A 16,044-nucleotide genomic window follows, 5' to 3' on the forward strand; every position below is an offset into this window, starting at 1 on the left:
CTCCAATTGAAGCTTAGAAGAACTTATCCAGGGACGTAGCATCCGTTATCTCTCACTTGTAGAAGATGGGAGTGTTACGGATGGTAGTCATCGGATAAATAAATTTAAGGGGGAAAAATAAATGGCAAATAATTTGAATTTTAACAAGGGGACAATATGCGTTCAAGGAGGATACAATCCAAAATCAGGAGAAGCAAGGATTTTACCAATATACCAAAGCACGACTTATAAGTATGATGATCCAGATGAAGTAGCTGCATTGTTTGATTTAAAGGCAGAAGGGCATATGTATTCAAGAATAAGCAATCCAACTGTGGCTGCCTTTGAAGAAAAGATTAATGGATTGGAAGGTGGAGTTGGGGCTCTTTCATTAGCATCAGGACAGAGTGCAGTGGCACTATCTATACTAAATGTTTGTAAAAATGGGGATCATATCGTAGCTGCCTCAACCCTTTATGGTGGAACATTTTCACTGTTCTCAACAACATTAAAGAGGTTTGGAATTAGTGTAACCTTTGTGAATCCTGACTCTAGTGAAAAGGAGATATTCAACTGCTGTAATGACAACACTAGAGCAATTTTTGGAGAAACTATAGGAAATCCAGGATTAAATATATTGGACTTTGAAAAGTTCTCTAAAGTTGCAAAGAAAACAGGGGTACCATTTATTGTGGATAACACCCTAGCAACACCGTATTTATGTAATCCACTTAAGCATGGAGCAAATATAGTTATTCATTCCACAACAAAATATATTGATGGTCATGCAACTAGCTTAGGAGGAATTATAGTAGATGGAGGAAACTTCGACTGGAAGAATGGAAAATATCCTGACTTCACAGAGCCAGATTTAAGCTATCATGGAATTAAATATGCGGAAACTTTTCAAAATGCTGCCTATATAGTAAAAGCTCGTGTTCAATTATTAAGAGATTTAGGACCATGCACCAGTCCTTTTAATGCATTCTTACTTAACCTAGGAGCTGAAACCCTTCATTTAAGAATGGAGAGACATAGCTACAATGCTTTAAAATTAGGGGAATTCTTAGAAAAGCATGAGAAGGTTAATTGGGTAAACTATCCTCTTCTTGAAAGTCATGATAGCTACCTTTTAGCTAAAAAATATTTACCAAAAGGGGCTAGTGGTATTTTAACTTTTGGAGTAAAAGGAGGAATTGAGGCTGGAAAACAGTTTATTAGAAACTTAAAATTAGCTACCCTAGTTGTGCATTTAGGAGATGCTAGAACCACAGTAATTCACCCAGCTAGTACAACTCATAGGCAACTTAATGAAGAAGAACAGTTATCTTCAGGAGTTACATCAGATTTAATAAGAATTTCTGTAGGAATTGAAGATATTGAAGACATTATAAAGGACTTTGATGAAGCACTAAAAAAATTAGATTAAAATTAATTTAAATAAAAGGTCTTCTTACACCCAGATAAGAAGACCTTTTGTTATAATAAATGATTTTAGAGGATCAGGGTTATGAAAGTTCAGGTTTTATTCATTACTAATACTTTTTAAAAAGTTTTTACTTTCCTTTGCAATATTTTCAGGAGAATATAAGTATATAGAATGTTTCCCTGGAGCGGAAATTATTTTCCCATTTTCAAATTGTGATACATAGTCATTATAATATTTATTTCGTTGTTCAAAGAAAGTTGAACGCTGTATTCTTTCCTCTTCTGTTAAAGGAACAGCAAGAAAAATACAAAGAGGTGTTTTCGTCGGCAATTCTAGTGCAAGGGATTTATTTGAGTTCGCCTCCAATGCGCTAAATTCCCTAATTGCATCTTTAGAAAGTAAGTTTTTATATGTTAATGCTTTATATAACTCCTTTTCATCTTCAGATAGGAAATTAGATTCTAAAATAGTTTTATCAAAAACAAGTGATGGAAGTAATCTATGAACTCCAGATTTAGTAAGTAAAGCTTGGAGTTTTATTATTAATAAATCAGATTTTTTTACGCCTTGTTCTACATATCCCTCTGGGAAACCTATGTCAAGCCCAATTATCGCTTTAATTTCCTCAGGGTATTTTTGTGCCCAATATATTGCTTCTAATCCGGAAATAGAATGAGGAAATAGCACATATGGAGACTTTTCGCCTGCTAAAGATAAAGCTTTTCTCGTTTCATCAAGTATAGTATCTATATCTCTAGAATCATTTGAACTGTCACTAAAGCCATAGCCTGCCCTATCCACCACTGTAATTCTGTATTCATCGGACATATTTTTGTATAAAGCTTTAAACTCTAACTCAGGTGCGGGAATGCCAAGCCCAGACATAAATACGCAGGTTAAGTCTCCTTTGCCTTCCGAATAAACATGTAAATTCTTATTATTTACCTCTACAGTTTTTCCAGTTGGAACTAAAATATTAGCCTCTTTTTTTAGTTGTATTTGGTTATTGATAAAACATACAAAAAGAAAAATAGAAAGAAGAACAACTATGCTTACTACAATAAATTTAATGGTTTTAAAGACCTTTTTAATTACTTTTTTCACTAAATCCACCATCCCTATTTGACTTGATCCGATGACTACCATCCGTAATACTCTCATCGCACTCTGTGATTCAGAGTTCTTATACTGTGCATAACGGATGCTACGTCCCTGGATAAGTTCTTCTAAGCTTCAGTTGGAGTAAGTATTGCTTTTAAGCAAACTCCATCTAAAGCTAAGAATCACTTGATAAAATATATACAATATGAAATTGCCCAGTGGTTTTTATATTATCATCCATACATTAAGTTGTCTTGTATATTGCCTTAAGGTAACCTTAAAATTTATGTAAGAGAAATTACTCATTTTTAATATGCTATAATAAAAAATAAGTAAATAAAGAAGGAGTATATTATGTATTTAATGAAAGATAAAAAGATATTGCTTGTAGATGATGAACCTGAATTATTGAAAATGATAGAGACCATCTTTAGAAAAGACGGTTTTACTAATATATATACTGCTTCATCTTGTAAAGAAGCTATGGATAAATTAATTAATAACAAGCCTGATATTGCGGTGCTTGATGTTATGCTTCCTGATGGCGATGGATTTTTATTGCTTAATGAATTTAGAAAGCATTGTGAAATTCCAGTATTATTTCTAACAGCGAGGGGAGAAGCAGAAGATAAGATTTTAGGACTTGGGCTTGGAGCTGATGATTACATAGTAAAACCATTTTTACCAAAAGAACTTACTCTAAGATTAAATGCTATTTTGAGAAGAACATATTCAAAGCCTTATAAAGGGGAGTTGCCAATTTTTAATCTTCATTCTTCCGTTATAGATTTGGGTAGAGCTGAGGTTTTAAAAAATGGTGAAAGCTTTTCTTTAACGGCAAAGGAACATGCTATTTTGCTTGTTTTGTATGAAAATGCTAATAAAATTGTTACTACTGACACCCTTTGTCACCGTGCTTGGAGTGATGATTCGTACGGTTATGAAAATACTTTGATGGTACATATAAGACATATCCGTGAGAAAATTGAGGACAAGCCATCACACCCCAAATCTCTTATAACAGTTAAAGGACTTGGATATACATTACTCACAAAGAGTGGTGAATAATATGAAAAATAAATCATTTAAAATAATTTTAAACTACAGCATTACAATTGTTTTAACTGTATTAATAGTGATTTTCTTGAATTACACAGTTTTTCTTTATTTTATGCGCCATAGTCCATATATAAAAGAGCCTATTAAAACTGTAGAGGCTATTGCAGAAGAATTAAGTGAAAATAACAATGAATTGTCCTCAAAAACATCAGAGATGATAAAAAATAATAATATATGGGTACAGCTTGTAAATTCAAAGGGTGAGGTTATTTACAACAATAATAAACCAGATGATATAGGTGATTACTACTTACTTAAAGATATTGCTATACTGTCTAAGAGCTATCTCAATGATTATCCAGTTTTCCTATGGGAAAGCAAAGAAAACTTAGTCATTGTGGGTTACCCTAAAAACTCTATATCAAAATATAATTGGTTTTTGCCAACAAATATAGAAAACTCTACGCCAATGACTTTTCTATATATAGCTTTCTTTAATGTAGTAATTACTATTATATTATCAATATGCCTAGGTAGAATATTAAACAAACCATTAAATAGATTAATAAATGGAGTTTTATTACTAAAGGAAGAAAAGAAGGTATGCTTGAAAGAAAAAGGTATACACAAAGATTTAGCTAAAAGTATAAATGAAACATCACAAATTATCATAGAAAAAAACAATAAAATTAAACTCCGTGATAACGCTATTGAAAGTTGGATTGCAGCAATTTCTCATGATGTTAGAACACCTTTATCTATGATTTTGGGGTATTCTGCAATGATTGAAGAGGATGATACTTTACCTAAAGAAATTCATGCACAAGCAAAGATAATTACGGAGAACTCTCTAAGATTAAGAGAGCTTATTACAAATTTAAATCTTGCAACCTCTCTACAATATAACATGCAACCATTAACATTGACGTATACAAGGTTAAGCAATATAGCAAGAGAAGCAATGGCAAGCTGTATTAATAGTGGTGCTATTCAAAATTGTAGTAACCATATAATTATTGAAGACGAAAAAACAGCTGTTATGGTAGATGCAAAGCTACTATTAAGAGCTGTAATAAATCTCATAATGAACAGTGCTAAGCATAATAAAGAGGGGTGTCATATAACAGTTTCTGTTCCTAAGACCACTTCTGATAGTCCTTATGCTGCCATAATAGTTTCAGATGGTGGCTCTGGTATTTCACAGGATAAAATAAATAAGATTAATGAAGATGACTATTTTCAAACTCCAATAAATCAAAAGCAGGGACTAGGACTAGTTATTGTTAGAAGCATTGTAGAGGCTCATCATGGAAGCTTTATCATTGAAAATGGGGAAAATAAAGGAGTAGTTGCAACTTTAAAAATTCCAAAAAGTAAACTATAAAAGCTTAGAAAAATAAAGCTATACTTTATACCGTATTAGAGAAATTTAGTGCGGTTATTATTTTTTTATTTTACTAAAGCCAAAATCTATTGTTCTACGTCTAATGAGTAGAAAGGGGGATAAAAGTGATTAAAGATTTTAATTTAGACAAACTTGTTAAGAGAGCTCAAAATGGAGATGATGAAGCCTACATAGAGCTATTCACTGAGCATGAAGAAGCTATTTATCGTATGGTGGTAATCGAAAAATAGTATAGAAAGAGGGTTGAAAAGTACCCTCTTCCATAGTCTTAATCAGTGCGTAAAAGTTTGCACCATATATTTTTTTACAAAAGCATTTATAGGCGGTTTATAAAAAAATAGGGAAATGGTTTAATTTCTCTTTTTTTATCTTTGGCCATCTGAATTTTGAAACATGCGTTACCATTGTTTCAAAGATGATTCCCCATTGTTGTTCTGATAAAGACTCAATTGAAAAATCATTTTTTATTCCAAGATTTCTTTTCAAATGCTTAATTTGAGATGGCGTAAATATATCTCTAAGAGCTATATCAATAGATAATCGTGGGTTTTTAAGTATATAATAAGCCATCCCCCAAAAGATTAAATAATCCACAATCGGTACAATCGGTGTTGCTTTTCTATTTATCGTAATCATAGCGGAATCCACTTTTGGCGGTGGAGAGAAATTTTCTCTTGGAACCCATTTAACATACCGTATATCAAACCACATTCTCCAAGCGATAACATATGGATCTTTTACTAATTTTGATGTAAATCTTTTAGCTGCACCTTTTTCCATCACAAGTACTCCTCTTTGAAAAGCATTCGAAGGATTATTAAGAAGCATCTTCATAATTGGTGTTGTAATAGAATATGGAATATTGGAAACAACAATAAATTGTTCCTTTGGCAAATGCATTTTCAAAATATCTTGATGAATGACTTTAGTATTTGGATATTGAATTAATTTTCGTTTCAAAATTTCAACAAACTTACTATCATATTCTACAGCTAATACTTTTCTAGATCCTTCACTCAGAACTGAAGTCAAAGCTCCTTTTCCGGCACCTAAATCTAAAACTGTATCATGTGTGCCTACCTTTGCTTGATTTACAATCTCATTAATTAACTTTCTATTATGAATTAAATGTTGTCCAGAAAAATTGGGAGGTTCTCCATGGCTTGTTTTTTTTGTACTCCTATAGTTTTTTTGTGTCATGTTACATCTTCCTTTCAAAAATAAAAAAATCACAAGCATCTGCCTGTGATTCAGAGTAAAGGGAAGAAGACCATCCTTGCTAGATTATAGACTATTAGAAGCCATCAGCAAATAAACCTACCTTTTGTTTAATAAAAGAAGGAATAAAGACATAAATAAAGAAAGGCAGAACAATCCACCTTTCTATATATTACATATTTTTTATATGCAATGAAGATTATTAAAAAAGGACAGACTAATCCCGTTTACTCTGTTTACACAAAACAGAGCCTTTGAACATATTCAATTACTAGTTCAAAGTTGGGATACGAAGTCTCATGGAATGTGTCATTTTTTAATAATCCTCCTAAAATTTTAAAATATCTTATATATTGTATATTTCATTTTAAAATAAGTCAAGGTAAAATAACACATGGAAAGAAATAAACCTATTTATTTCATAGATAGCGAATAGATTTATCATATTTAAATATAGTGTTTATAGGAATAAACATGTTGATTTGGTGTTTAATAAATGAGAATATTCCATTCGAGTCACCACAGGAATCGGACTTTATAGGCATAAAATTTTATTTTTTATTTTACTAAAGCCAAAATCTATTATTCCACGTCTAATGAGTAGAAAGGGGGATAAAGGTGAATAAAGATTTTAATTTAGACAAACTTGTTAAGAGAGCTCAAAATGGAGATGATGAAGCCTACATAGAGCTATTTACTGAGCATGAAGAAGCTATTTATCGTATGGCATATATTTATGTGAAAAATGAGGAGGATGCCTTAGATGTGGTTCAAGAGACAGCATATCGGTCATTTAAATCTATAAATACTTTAAAGAAAAGTGAGTATTTTAAAACATGGCTTATAAAAATTGCAATATCCTGTTCCATAGATATTTTAAGGAAAAATAAAAAAGTAGTTTACTTAGAAGATATGGAAACAGAAGAAATAAAAGATGAAGATAATTATAATATTCATAATGAATCCTTGATAGACATGATTCAATCCCTTGAAGAAGAGGAAAAAACCATAGTAATTTTAAAATATTATCATGATTATACATTTAAAATGATTTCAGAAGCATTGAGCATGCCTTTAGGAACGGTGAAAACTATCTTGTACAGAGCGTTAAAAAAGATACGCATGGAAAGAGAGGGGGATATGATTTATGGATAATAATATAAAAAATGAAATAGAAAAAATAAATATACCTAGTACTTTAAGGAGTAAAAGTTTAGAAGGGATAAAAATAGCTAAAAGTGAAATTGAAAATAAGAAAGAAAAAAATAATGGGAATATAAAAAATAATAGAAGAATAAAAAATAAGGGTTCTATTGTTGCAGCTACAATAGCAGTTATGCTAATTATAGGAGTAGGTGGAAGCCGTACAGCTTTAGGTAAGAAAATTGGGGGATATTTTAAAGACATAACAAATTGGAAAGGTGCAGTAACGGGGATAGAATATAATGATGCAACAGATGAGGTGGAGATTAAAGGAGAATGGACAAAGGTTGATTCAACTAAAAACATGGTAAATTTAGAGGTGAAATTATTAAAAAGTGATATATTTCCTTATAAACTAACTCAGGCAATGACCTTAGGAGAATATAAAATAGTAACCAGCTCTGGCAGAGTAATAAATGAAAATGAAATTGTAGTAAAGCCAGAGAAAGAAGAAGAGTTTACTTTTGAAATAGAGGATAAGCATAAATTATTATCACCTTCAAAGGGAGAAGATAAGGAAAGCAAAACCTTTAAAGGGGGATTAATAATAGATGAAAATTTAATTAATTCAGAAGAAAGTATTACTATAATTATAGACTCTTTATATAGCCACGCAAAGGCAGAAGCTCCTTTAGAAATAAAAGGTCAATGGGAAATAGAAGTGCCAATTAAATAATTGAAAAGAAATTTAAACAATAAACCTATTCATTTTATGTGAAATGAATAGGTTTATCATATTTAAATATAGTATTTATAGAAATCAAGTGATTCTTAGCTTCAGATAGAGTTTGCTTAAAAGGAATACTTACTCCAACTGAAGCTTAGAAGAACTTATCCAGGGACGTAGCATCCGTTATGCATAGCATAGGAACTCTAAATCATTGAAGCTCAAGAGTTCTAATATCTCCCACTTGTAGAAGATGGGAGTATTACGGATGGTAGTCATCGGATAAACATATTCATTTTGTGCTAAATGAATATGTTTATTTAATTTTGGACATAAATTTTGCATATAAGTTTTGGGATAATTATTTTTTTATTATTGGCACATAAATATACATAGAAAGTTTTTTGCATTCCCAATGGTGGCAGAGTTCATCGTAGAATTCAAAGTCTAGTTTTGAATCATCAATTTCATATCCAGAGCTTGGGAACCACTCCTCAAGTATATACTTCCAAGTACCTTCAATTGAGCTTACAAAATCATCTTCATTTACAGGGGGAGTGGTAAATACTGCATAGGTAGCAGCAGGTACTTCAAGCTTATACATATCCTCTAAAGCATTATCAAAGTTTGAAACTTCTACTCCTAATACGTAGGAGAATTGGTCGTTTTCCATATTTGTATTTATGCAAATGCCATATTCACCATGTTTAGGTGGATTTTGAGTTTCATACAATTTAGCTTCTTTGCCTTCAATATTGCATTGGTTCCAAAATCCAGGAATATCTCTAGTGTGAGCATTGTTTCTTAGGGTAGTTTTAAATTCATATCCAACTATTTTAAAAGGGTCTTTTTTAATTATTTTAGGTTCCATTATAACCCCTCCAATTCTATTCTCTCTTAATTTTTTTAGATTAATTTTCTGTGGAAAACTTATGGATATATGCATTCGATAAAAGTTTGGTGCATATCCAAAGTGTTTTTTAAAGGCTTTTGTAAATCCACCATGAGTTTCAAAGCCATACTTTAATGCTATATCAAGTACTTTTACACCACTGCTAAGCTCGTAAAGAGCATATTGAAGTTTTCGTCTTGTCACATATTCCATTACAGGTAGTCCAACAAAGCTATTGAATACTCTATAATAATGATAAGTTGAGAACCCTGCAATTTGGGCTAACTCATTGACAGTTATTTTTTCAAGAATATTATCATCGATGTAATCTATTGTTTTTTGTATTAAATCTATATAATCCACGAGAGGTACCTCCTATAATCAAGAAATTGCCGTACGGTAATTATATATTATCATAGGTATGAAGAAACTTCTGTTCCTATTTTGCTAAGGATGAATTTTGCTCTATATTGTTCCACGAAATGGAATTGTGATAAAATTGAAGGAAGTTACAGAATATAAGAGAGGAAGAGAAGAAAGGAAGAATTATGCCAAAAAGAATTAAAAGCCGAAAAAGTAAAATTGGTACTGCTCCTGGTACACTTGTACATGTAGGTGAACATGTAAGTGAGGATGTGAAGATTACCCGTATAAGTTACAATAAAGAGAATTTTAATAGAGCTGTGTATGAGGATATAGAAAAATGTCTGTCCTCATGTAGAGATGATAGCATAAATTGGATAAATATTGATGAATTACATTCCATCGAAATAATTAGCGACATAGGGAAAAGGTTCAGTATTCATCCTCTTATATTAGAAGACATTTTAAATACAACACAGCGCCCTAAAATAGATATAGATAATAATTATATATACATTGTTGTTAAAATGCTTTATTACGATAAGTCGATAAAAGAGATTAAATCTGAACAAGTTAGCCTTATAATTTTTGAAAACTATATTTTATCTTTTCAAGAATTTGAAGGGGATGTTTTTGATGACCTTAGAAGAAGACTTGAACTGGATAAATCTAATATAAGAGCTAAAGGAACAGACTATTTGGCTTATTCTTTGATAGATTCTATAGTTGACAGCTATTTTGACATTATAGAAAGCATTGGCAATTCAATAGATACAATTGAAGATATTCTTATGAGTAATCCTAGCAAAAAAACACTTGATGATATTTACAAATTAAAGAGGGAATTGATTTTTTTAAGAAATTCTATTTGGCCACTTAGAGAAGTCCTTGCAAAACTTGTGAAATCTGAATATGAGTTGATAGAAGATAAAACTGTAATGTTCTTAAGGGATGTATATGATCACACTATTGAGATTGTTGATATAATAGAAACTTATAGAGATATTTTATCTGGCATGCTAGATACGTACCTATCTAGTGTAAGCAATAAAACAAATGAAATAATGAAGGTACTTACTATATTTTCAACCATATTTATTCCTCTTTCATTCTTAACAGGTATATATGGAATGAATTTTGAATACATGCCTGAACTTAAATTTAAATATGGATATTTGATTTTCTGGATAATAACTATTGCTTGCACATTATCTATGATCCATTATCTTAGAAGAAAAAGATGGTTTTAGTGTATTTTGCTTATTATACTTATAGGAGATAGGAGAAATTTTGATTAAATATTCTATGATAGAAAATAAACCCTCTGAATTAGTGCATATTAATTCAGAGGGTTTTTCACAAAATAATATATAGACTCTTTAATTAGATGATATAGAATTTAGCTATATAATACAGAATTTAACTATATAATATAAAATTCAATTATATAGCATAGGATTTAATAGCACTTATTAAATAAAATTTATCTAATAAAGTTTTTTACCAGCCATTTCCCCAAAATAAATAGTCAGGAGCTTTAGAGCCCTGTCCATATGGTTCGCTCTGTATCATTACCAAGATGGCGTCCTTTGCGCCTTCTACCATTTTACTCTGTTCTGGTGGAGCTACTCCTACCATTTGAGCTCTTGATGTTTTTCTAAACCATACATCCTTAATTCCATTCCAATCGCCCTTATATATCCATTGATCCGCTGGTAATTCATTTCCCCATGCGCACTGATCTTCGATTGGACCATTTGGATTGGATTTGCCACCTCTATAAACTTCAATAGTGTATGAGTGGATGCCAAGTCTGCCATATGTCCAATCTATCATTTCGGCAGAAGTAGGATAATCGTCATAGGACTGCTTTGTATAAAATTTTCTGCCTGTAGTATTTTGGAGTGCATTTGTCATATCAAGGGCCACTTTTTCCATGAAATTAGCGTCCACTGGTTTTTCAGGAGTATTACACCATGGTGTCAATACACATTGTATGCCTGTGTGAAGGGATGCTAGTGCATGGATTTTCTTTGTTAATAAGAAATTTTGAACAGCTTTTACTTCGGGTTCTGTAGCAGGGTTGGAGCCTGCTCTTGTATATGCATTTCCACCTAATGCTGGTTTTGTATCCACATCTAAGTAGTTCCACAAGTAATCAAAGGTTCTATTTAAATCAATATTACTTTGTTTTGGATCATCTCCGAATACTCCATTTTTATCCCAGTCAGGGCTTTCCATACCAATTTTCTTTCTGTCTTTTATAGCTGAATCTTTTGCACCTACATATATATCAGCTATTACTCCGTCCCCATCTGTATCTGTATATGGGTCGCTAAATACTATATTGTTGCCATTGCGGTCTGTAGGTCTTAAATTTTCTCTGATAGGATATATAAGTGATTGAGCGTATCCATCAGGATTCATAACAGGTATGATATATACTATATAATTGTCTAAGATATTCTTTACTTTTTTATCAGCAGCATAATTTGTAGCTAGCCACCAAGCTGTGTAAGATGCACTTTCAGCGGATTCCTGTTCATTTCCATGGATATTTCCAATGACAGCAATACCAGTTTTGTTTTTTTCATTCTTTACATTGCTAGTTAGTTCTATGGCATTTATCTTTCTTTCCCTCCAAGTGTGACCGATTGGATAAGTCTTTGCTATCTTAGGATATTCTTTAGCTAGGTCTTTTAATAAATTATCATGGAATTCTAAAGTATGTCTTTCATCCCAATTGATATTTTTTAATTGATTATTTGTGTTATTGTCATTTTGAGCAAATACATAGCCAGAAGGTGTAATTAATAATGCAAGAATTAAAATTAATACAGTAAGTTTTTTCATGGTTATCCCCCTTTGAAATAATAAGTCATATATATTATTTTGTGATGTCTTAAATCATTTAGGATTTTAAAAGAAATTATTATTTAATTCATTGTTTTATTAAATTATATTCATCTTAGTTACAATATAGTTCAGTAAACCACTAATTATTAAATGGTGAATTTTTTAAAATTTTTCAATGACTGTTCCTTAATTAGATCAAATTTTTCATTGAATGTACCTTATTTGGAATCAAATGTCTTTCAAATCTGTACATTACTCGTTGACAAGTGTCTATAAAACGTAGTACACTATAAATCTAGATTTATATATATAGGATTTATATTTTATTTAGTTGTGGCATTTATATCTTATTTAGGGGAGGAAAAGTTTATGAAAAAACTAATGAAAAGCTGGAATGAATTAAGCCTAGTAAAAAGAATAATCATAGGTTTGGCTATTGGTATTATACTGGCTGTAACAATTCCTGAAGTAGCAAAACCAATTGTTATCTTAGGTTCTTTATTTGTAGGTGCTTTAAAAGGGGTTGCACCTGTATTAGTATTCTTATTAGTAATGGCAGCAATTGCTCAACACAAGAGTGGACATCAAACTAACATGAAATCAATTATAGTTCTTTATCTTTTAGGAACATTTTTAGCTGGAGTTGCAGCGGTTGTTGTAAGTTTTATGTTTCCAGTAAATTTAACACTTACAGCCAGCGCTGAGAGTGTGACTGCTCCAGGTGGGGTTTCAGAGGTTCTAAAATCATTACTTATGAATATTGTTGATAATCCAGTAAAAGCTATTTATAATGCTAACTATATCGGTATATTATCTTGGTCAATACTTCTTGGACTTGCTTTAAGAGGAGCATCTGATTCTACAAAAACTATGATTTCTAATTTATCAGATGCAGTATCTCAAATAGTTAAATGGATCATAAACTTTGCACCATTAGGAATCATGGGGCTTGTATTTGATACTATTGCTACAAATGGAATTGAGTCCTTACTTGGCTATGGACAACTACTTGCAGTTTTGATTGGTTGCATGGTCTTTGTGGCTCTTGTTATAAATCCAATAATTGTGTTTATATATATTCGTAAAAACCCATTCCCACTTGTGCTTAAATGTTTAAAGGAAAGTGGTATTACAGCATTCTTTACACGTAGCTCAGCGGCGAACATTCCTGTGAATATGAGCTTATGTGAAAAATTAGGTTTAGATAAAAATACTTATTCTGTATCTATTCCATTAGGGGCTACAATTAATATGGCTGGTGCAGCTGTTACTATTGCTGTTTTAACCCTTGCAGCTGTTAATACTCTTGGCATTAAAGTGGACATAGGTACGTCCATAATCCTTAGCGTACTGTCAGCTGTAGCTGCTTGTGGTGCCTCAGGTGTTGCTGGTGGTTCTTTATTACTGATTCCTCTAGCATGCAGCTTATTTGGTATTCCAAACGATGTTGCTATGAAGGTAGTTGGTGTAGGATTTATCGTAGGTGTACTGCAAGACTCTTGCGAAACAGCACTTAACTCATCCACAGATGTGCTTTTCACAGCAACTGCTGAATTTGCAAAGTGGCGTAAACAGGGAAAAGAAATAGTTATTAATAAATAAAAATGAAATAATGGTGTTATTTTTACACATATTTAAGCCCTCTATTGGCAGTTTATCATTGCTAATGGAGGGTTTTTGTTTTAGATAAGAATCCTTTAATTAGAAAACATTACAAAAAAGGTATAAATTAGGGTTGAAATATATACTTAAAAGGTATAGAATAAAGTTATATGGTCTAATTATACTTTAAAAGAATATATTTCAAATATACTTGAGGCAATAAATCATACTAATTAGATAGATTTTAAATGTAAAAAGAATTGAAGGAGTTACTTGCATTAAACCATATTAATTCAAAGCGGAGGTGCATTTATGTTTTTTAAAACTACGGAACAACATGAAAATTTGAGGACAAAAATCAGAGAGTTTGCTGAAGAGGAAATTAAACCTATTGCGTTTATGTTGGATCAGGAAAACAAATTCCCTTCCGAAGCAATTCATAAGCTAGCTGATATGGGTATGATGGGGATTCCATATTCAAAAGAGCAGGGCGGAGCAGGCTTAGATGTAATCAGCTATGCAATCGCCGTTGAGGAATTATCAAGAGTGGATGGAGGTACAGGAGTAATTCTTTCCGCTCATACATCTTTAGGTGCATATCCAATTGCTGCCTATGGAACAGAGGAGCAGAAGGAAAAATACTTAGTTCCATTAGCAAAGGGAGAGAAACTTGGAGCATTTGGTCTTACGGAAGAAAATGCGGGAAGTGATGCCGGTGGTACAGAAACCACTGCTGTATTAGAAGAGGATTATTACATTTTAAATGGTGAAAAGATTTTTATCACCAACGCAGGTGAGGCTGATATTTATATTATTTTTGCGGTTACTACACCGAACATAGGTACTCGCGGCATCAGTGCCTTTATTGTAGAGAAGGGCTGGGAAGGATTTAGCTTTGGCAAACATTACGACAAGTTGGGTATTCGTTCTTCAGCCACTGGAGAGCTGATTTTCAATGACGTGAAAGTGCCTAAGGAAAATTTATTAGGCAAAGAAGGCGATGGTTTTAAAATTGCTATGTCCACTTTAGATGGAGGCCGTATCGGTATTGCAGCTCAGGCCCTTGGAATAGCTCAGGGAGCTTATGAACATGCACTGGAGTATTCAAAAGAAAGAGTTCAGTTTGGAAAACCTATTTGCCATCAACAGATCATCTCTTTTAAGTTGGCAGATATGGCTACAAAGCTTAGAGCAGCTAGATTGCTTATTTACAGTGCCGCAGAGTTAAAAGAAAATCATGAGCGTTATAGTATGGAAGCTGCTATGGCAAAACAATATGCTTCAGATGTTTGTCTTGAGATTGTAAATGATGCTCTTCAAATATTTGGCGGAAGTGGCTATATGAAAGGCATGGAAGTTGAGCGTGCTTATAGAGATGCTAAAATTTGTACAATATATGAAGGAACTAATGAGATTCAGCGTATAGTTATCTCTGCTAACATCATAGGTAAGATGCCGAAAAGCGAGGGTGCAGGTAAAGTTTCTCAAAGTGGGCCTGTCACAGGCTATCGTAAGAAAGTGATTTTTAAGGAAGGAACTGCTGAAGAAAGAGTTAATGCTCTTGTGGAAGCTCTTAAGGCAGATGGCTATGATTTCACAGTGGGAATTCCTTTGGATACTCCTATTAGTAAAGCTGAAAGAGTAGTCAGCGTAGGACTAGGCATAGGGGAAAAGGAAAATATGAGACTTATAGAAGATTTAGCAGTTCAAGCTGGTGCAGCTATAGGCTCTTCTCGTCCAGTAGCTGAAACACTTAAATATGTACCGTTGAATCGTTATGTTGGTATGTCAGGACAAAAATTTAAAGGGAATCTTTACATTGCCTGCGGTATTTCAGGTGCAGGTCAACATTTAAAAGGTATAAAGGATGCTTCTACAATTGTTGCTATAAATATAAATCCTAATGCGAAAATTTTTAAGAACTCAGACTATGGTATCGTTGGAGATTTAATGGAGATATTGCCATTGCTAACTGCTGCTTTAGATAACGGAGAAGCAAAAAATGAGGCTCCACCAATGAAGAAGATGAAGAGAGCTGTTCCAAAGAAAGCCGTTCCAACTTGGAAATATCATGTATGTAACGGATGTGGTTATGAATACGATCCTGGCTTAGGTGATCCAGAAGGAGAAGTAGCTCCAGGTACACTCTTTGAAGATATACCTGAAGAATGGACCTGCCCTGCTTGTGGTGAAGAAAAAGATATGTTTATAGAAGTTTAATTATTATAAGAATAGTTCTTACAAGTATGGTATTTATAAGTATGATTCTT

At 32.4% G+C, this 16,044-nt stretch carries 13 protein-coding genes; 9 read left to right on the forward strand and 4 right to left on the reverse strand.

The features are described from left to right. Positions 1-121: 121 nt before the first annotated feature. Positions 122-1,408: an O-acetylhomoserine aminocarboxypropyltransferase/cysteine synthase family protein gene (locus tag KQI86_RS07125; protein WP_216438591.1), complete on the forward strand. Its 1,287-nt coding sequence runs from the start codon at positions 122-124 to the stop codon at positions 1,406-1,408. Between the two features lie 96 nt (positions 1,409-1,504). On the opposite strand, the gene KQI86_RS07130 is transcribed toward KQI86_RS07125, so the two are convergent. Continuing rightward, the gene (locus tag KQI86_RS07130; protein ID WP_216438592.1) at positions 1,505-2,554 is read right to left on the reverse strand and encodes an alpha/beta fold hydrolase; all 1,050 of its coding nucleotides are present in this window, start codon (positions 2,552-2,554) and stop codon (positions 1,505-1,507) included. A 309-nt stretch (positions 2,555-2,863) separates the two neighbouring features. Between KQI86_RS07130 and KQI86_RS07135 the strand changes: the two genes are divergently transcribed. The 3 genes from KQI86_RS07135 (at position 2,864) to KQI86_RS20350 (ending at position 5,203) form a co-directional block, all read left to right on the forward strand. Further along, complete coding sequence (locus KQI86_RS07135) at positions 2,864-3,577, forward strand: response regulator transcription factor (protein WP_216438593.1); 714 nt, start codon at positions 2,864-2,866, stop codon at positions 3,575-3,577. A gap of 1 nt (position 3,578) precedes the next feature. Next, positions 3,579-4,952: a sensor histidine kinase gene (locus tag KQI86_RS07140; RefSeq protein WP_216438594.1), complete on the forward strand. Its 1,374-nt coding sequence runs from the start codon at positions 3,579-3,581 to the stop codon at positions 4,950-4,952. 125 nt (positions 4,953-5,077) lie between these two features. Continuing rightward, a complete protein-coding gene (locus KQI86_RS20350; RefSeq protein WP_281417220.1) occupies positions 5,078-5,203 on the forward strand; it encodes a hypothetical protein in 126 nt (41 codons plus the stop codon). A gap of 97 nt (positions 5,204-5,300) precedes the next feature. On the opposite strand, the gene erm is transcribed toward KQI86_RS20350, so the two are convergent. After that, positions 5,301-6,173, reverse strand: coding sequence for a 23S ribosomal RNA methyltransferase Erm (gene erm, locus KQI86_RS07145; RefSeq protein WP_216438595.1), 873 nt, complete (start codon positions 6,171-6,173; stop codon positions 5,301-5,303). A 636-nt stretch (positions 6,174-6,809) separates the two neighbouring features. Here erm and KQI86_RS07155 point away from each other — a divergent pair. Both KQI86_RS07155 and KQI86_RS07160 read left to right on the forward strand, forming a co-directional pair. After that, complete coding sequence (locus KQI86_RS07155) at positions 6,810-7,346, forward strand: sigma-70 family RNA polymerase sigma factor (RefSeq protein WP_216438596.1); 537 nt, start codon at positions 6,810-6,812, stop codon at positions 7,344-7,346. After that, positions 7,339-8,070, forward strand: coding sequence for a hypothetical protein (locus KQI86_RS07160; protein ID WP_216438597.1), 732 nt, complete (start codon positions 7,339-7,341; stop codon positions 8,068-8,070). Before KQI86_RS07155 ends, KQI86_RS07160 begins: the two co-directional genes overlap by 8 nt. A 352-nt stretch (positions 8,071-8,422) precedes the next feature. Here the strand turns inward: KQI86_RS07160 and KQI86_RS20495 are convergent, their stop codons facing one another. After that, positions 8,423-9,316 carry an AraC family transcriptional regulator gene (locus KQI86_RS20495; RefSeq protein ID WP_216438598.1) on the reverse strand — a complete coding sequence of 298 codons (894 nt, stop codon included), beginning with the start codon at positions 9,314-9,316 and terminating at the stop codon, positions 8,423-8,425. Positions 9,317-9,501: 185 nt separating this feature from the next. On the opposite strand from KQI86_RS20495, the gene corA reads away from it, so the two are divergent. Next, a complete protein-coding gene (gene corA / locus KQI86_RS07170; RefSeq protein ID WP_216438599.1) occupies positions 9,502-10,566 on the forward strand; it encodes a magnesium/cobalt transporter CorA in 1,065 nt (354 codons plus the stop codon). Positions 10,567-10,816: 250 nt separating this feature from the next. On the opposite strand, the gene KQI86_RS07175 is transcribed toward corA, so the two are convergent. Then, positions 10,817-12,169 carry a M14 family metallopeptidase gene (locus KQI86_RS07175; RefSeq protein ID WP_216438600.1) on the reverse strand — a complete coding sequence of 451 codons (1,353 nt, stop codon included), beginning with the start codon at positions 12,167-12,169 and terminating at the stop codon, positions 10,817-10,819. Between the two features lie 372 nt (positions 12,170-12,541). Here KQI86_RS07175 and sstT point away from each other — a divergent pair, with 372 nt between their 5' ends. Further along, positions 12,542-13,774 carry a serine/threonine transporter SstT gene (gene sstT / locus KQI86_RS07180; protein WP_216438601.1) on the forward strand — a complete coding sequence of 411 codons (1,233 nt, stop codon included), beginning with the start codon at positions 12,542-12,544 and terminating at the stop codon, positions 13,772-13,774. Between the two features lie 312 nt (positions 13,775-14,086). After that, positions 14,087-15,994: an acyl-CoA dehydrogenase family protein gene (locus tag KQI86_RS07185; protein ID WP_216438602.1), complete on the forward strand. Its 1,908-nt coding sequence runs from the start codon at positions 14,087-14,089 to the stop codon at positions 15,992-15,994. The last annotated feature ends 50 nt before the right edge of the window (positions 15,995-16,044 follow it).

The sequence above is a fragment of the Clostridium mobile genome (assembly GCF_018918285.1).
Lineage (GTDB): Bacteria > Bacillota > Clostridia > Clostridiales > Clostridiaceae > Clostridium_AW > Clostridium_AW mobile.

Bases quoted from the DNA above. Each gene is read 5' to 3' on its own strand.
- KQI86_RS07125 (WP_216438591.1), top strand. From the start codon at position 122: ATGGCAAATAATTTGAATTTTAACAAGGGGACAATATGCGTTCAAGGA.
- KQI86_RS07130 (WP_216438592.1), bottom strand. From the start codon at position 2,554: ATGGTAGTCATCGGATCAAGTCAAATAGGGATGGTGGATTTAGTGAAA.
- KQI86_RS07135 (WP_216438593.1), top strand. From the start codon at position 2,864: ATGTATTTAATGAAAGATAAAAAGATATTGCTTGTAGATGATGAACCT.
- KQI86_RS07140 (WP_216438594.1), top strand. From the start codon at position 3,579: ATGAAAAATAAATCATTTAAAATAATTTTAAACTACAGCATTACAATT.
- erm (WP_216438595.1), bottom strand. From the start codon at position 6,173: ATGACACAAAAAAACTATAGGAGTACAAAAAAAACAAGCCATGGAGAA.
- KQI86_RS07160 (WP_216438597.1), top strand. From the start codon at position 7,339: ATGGATAATAATATAAAAAATGAAATAGAAAAAATAAATATACCTAGT.
- corA (WP_216438599.1), top strand. From the start codon at position 9,502: ATGCCAAAAAGAATTAAAAGCCGAAAAAGTAAAATTGGTACTGCTCCT.
- KQI86_RS07175 (WP_216438600.1), bottom strand. From the start codon at position 12,169: ATGAAAAAACTTACTGTATTAATTTTAATTCTTGCATTATTAATTACA.
- sstT (WP_216438601.1), top strand. From the start codon at position 12,542: ATGAAAAAACTAATGAAAAGCTGGAATGAATTAAGCCTAGTAAAAAGA.
- KQI86_RS07185 (WP_216438602.1), top strand. From the start codon at position 14,087: ATGTTTTTTAAAACTACGGAACAACATGAAAATTTGAGGACAAAAATC.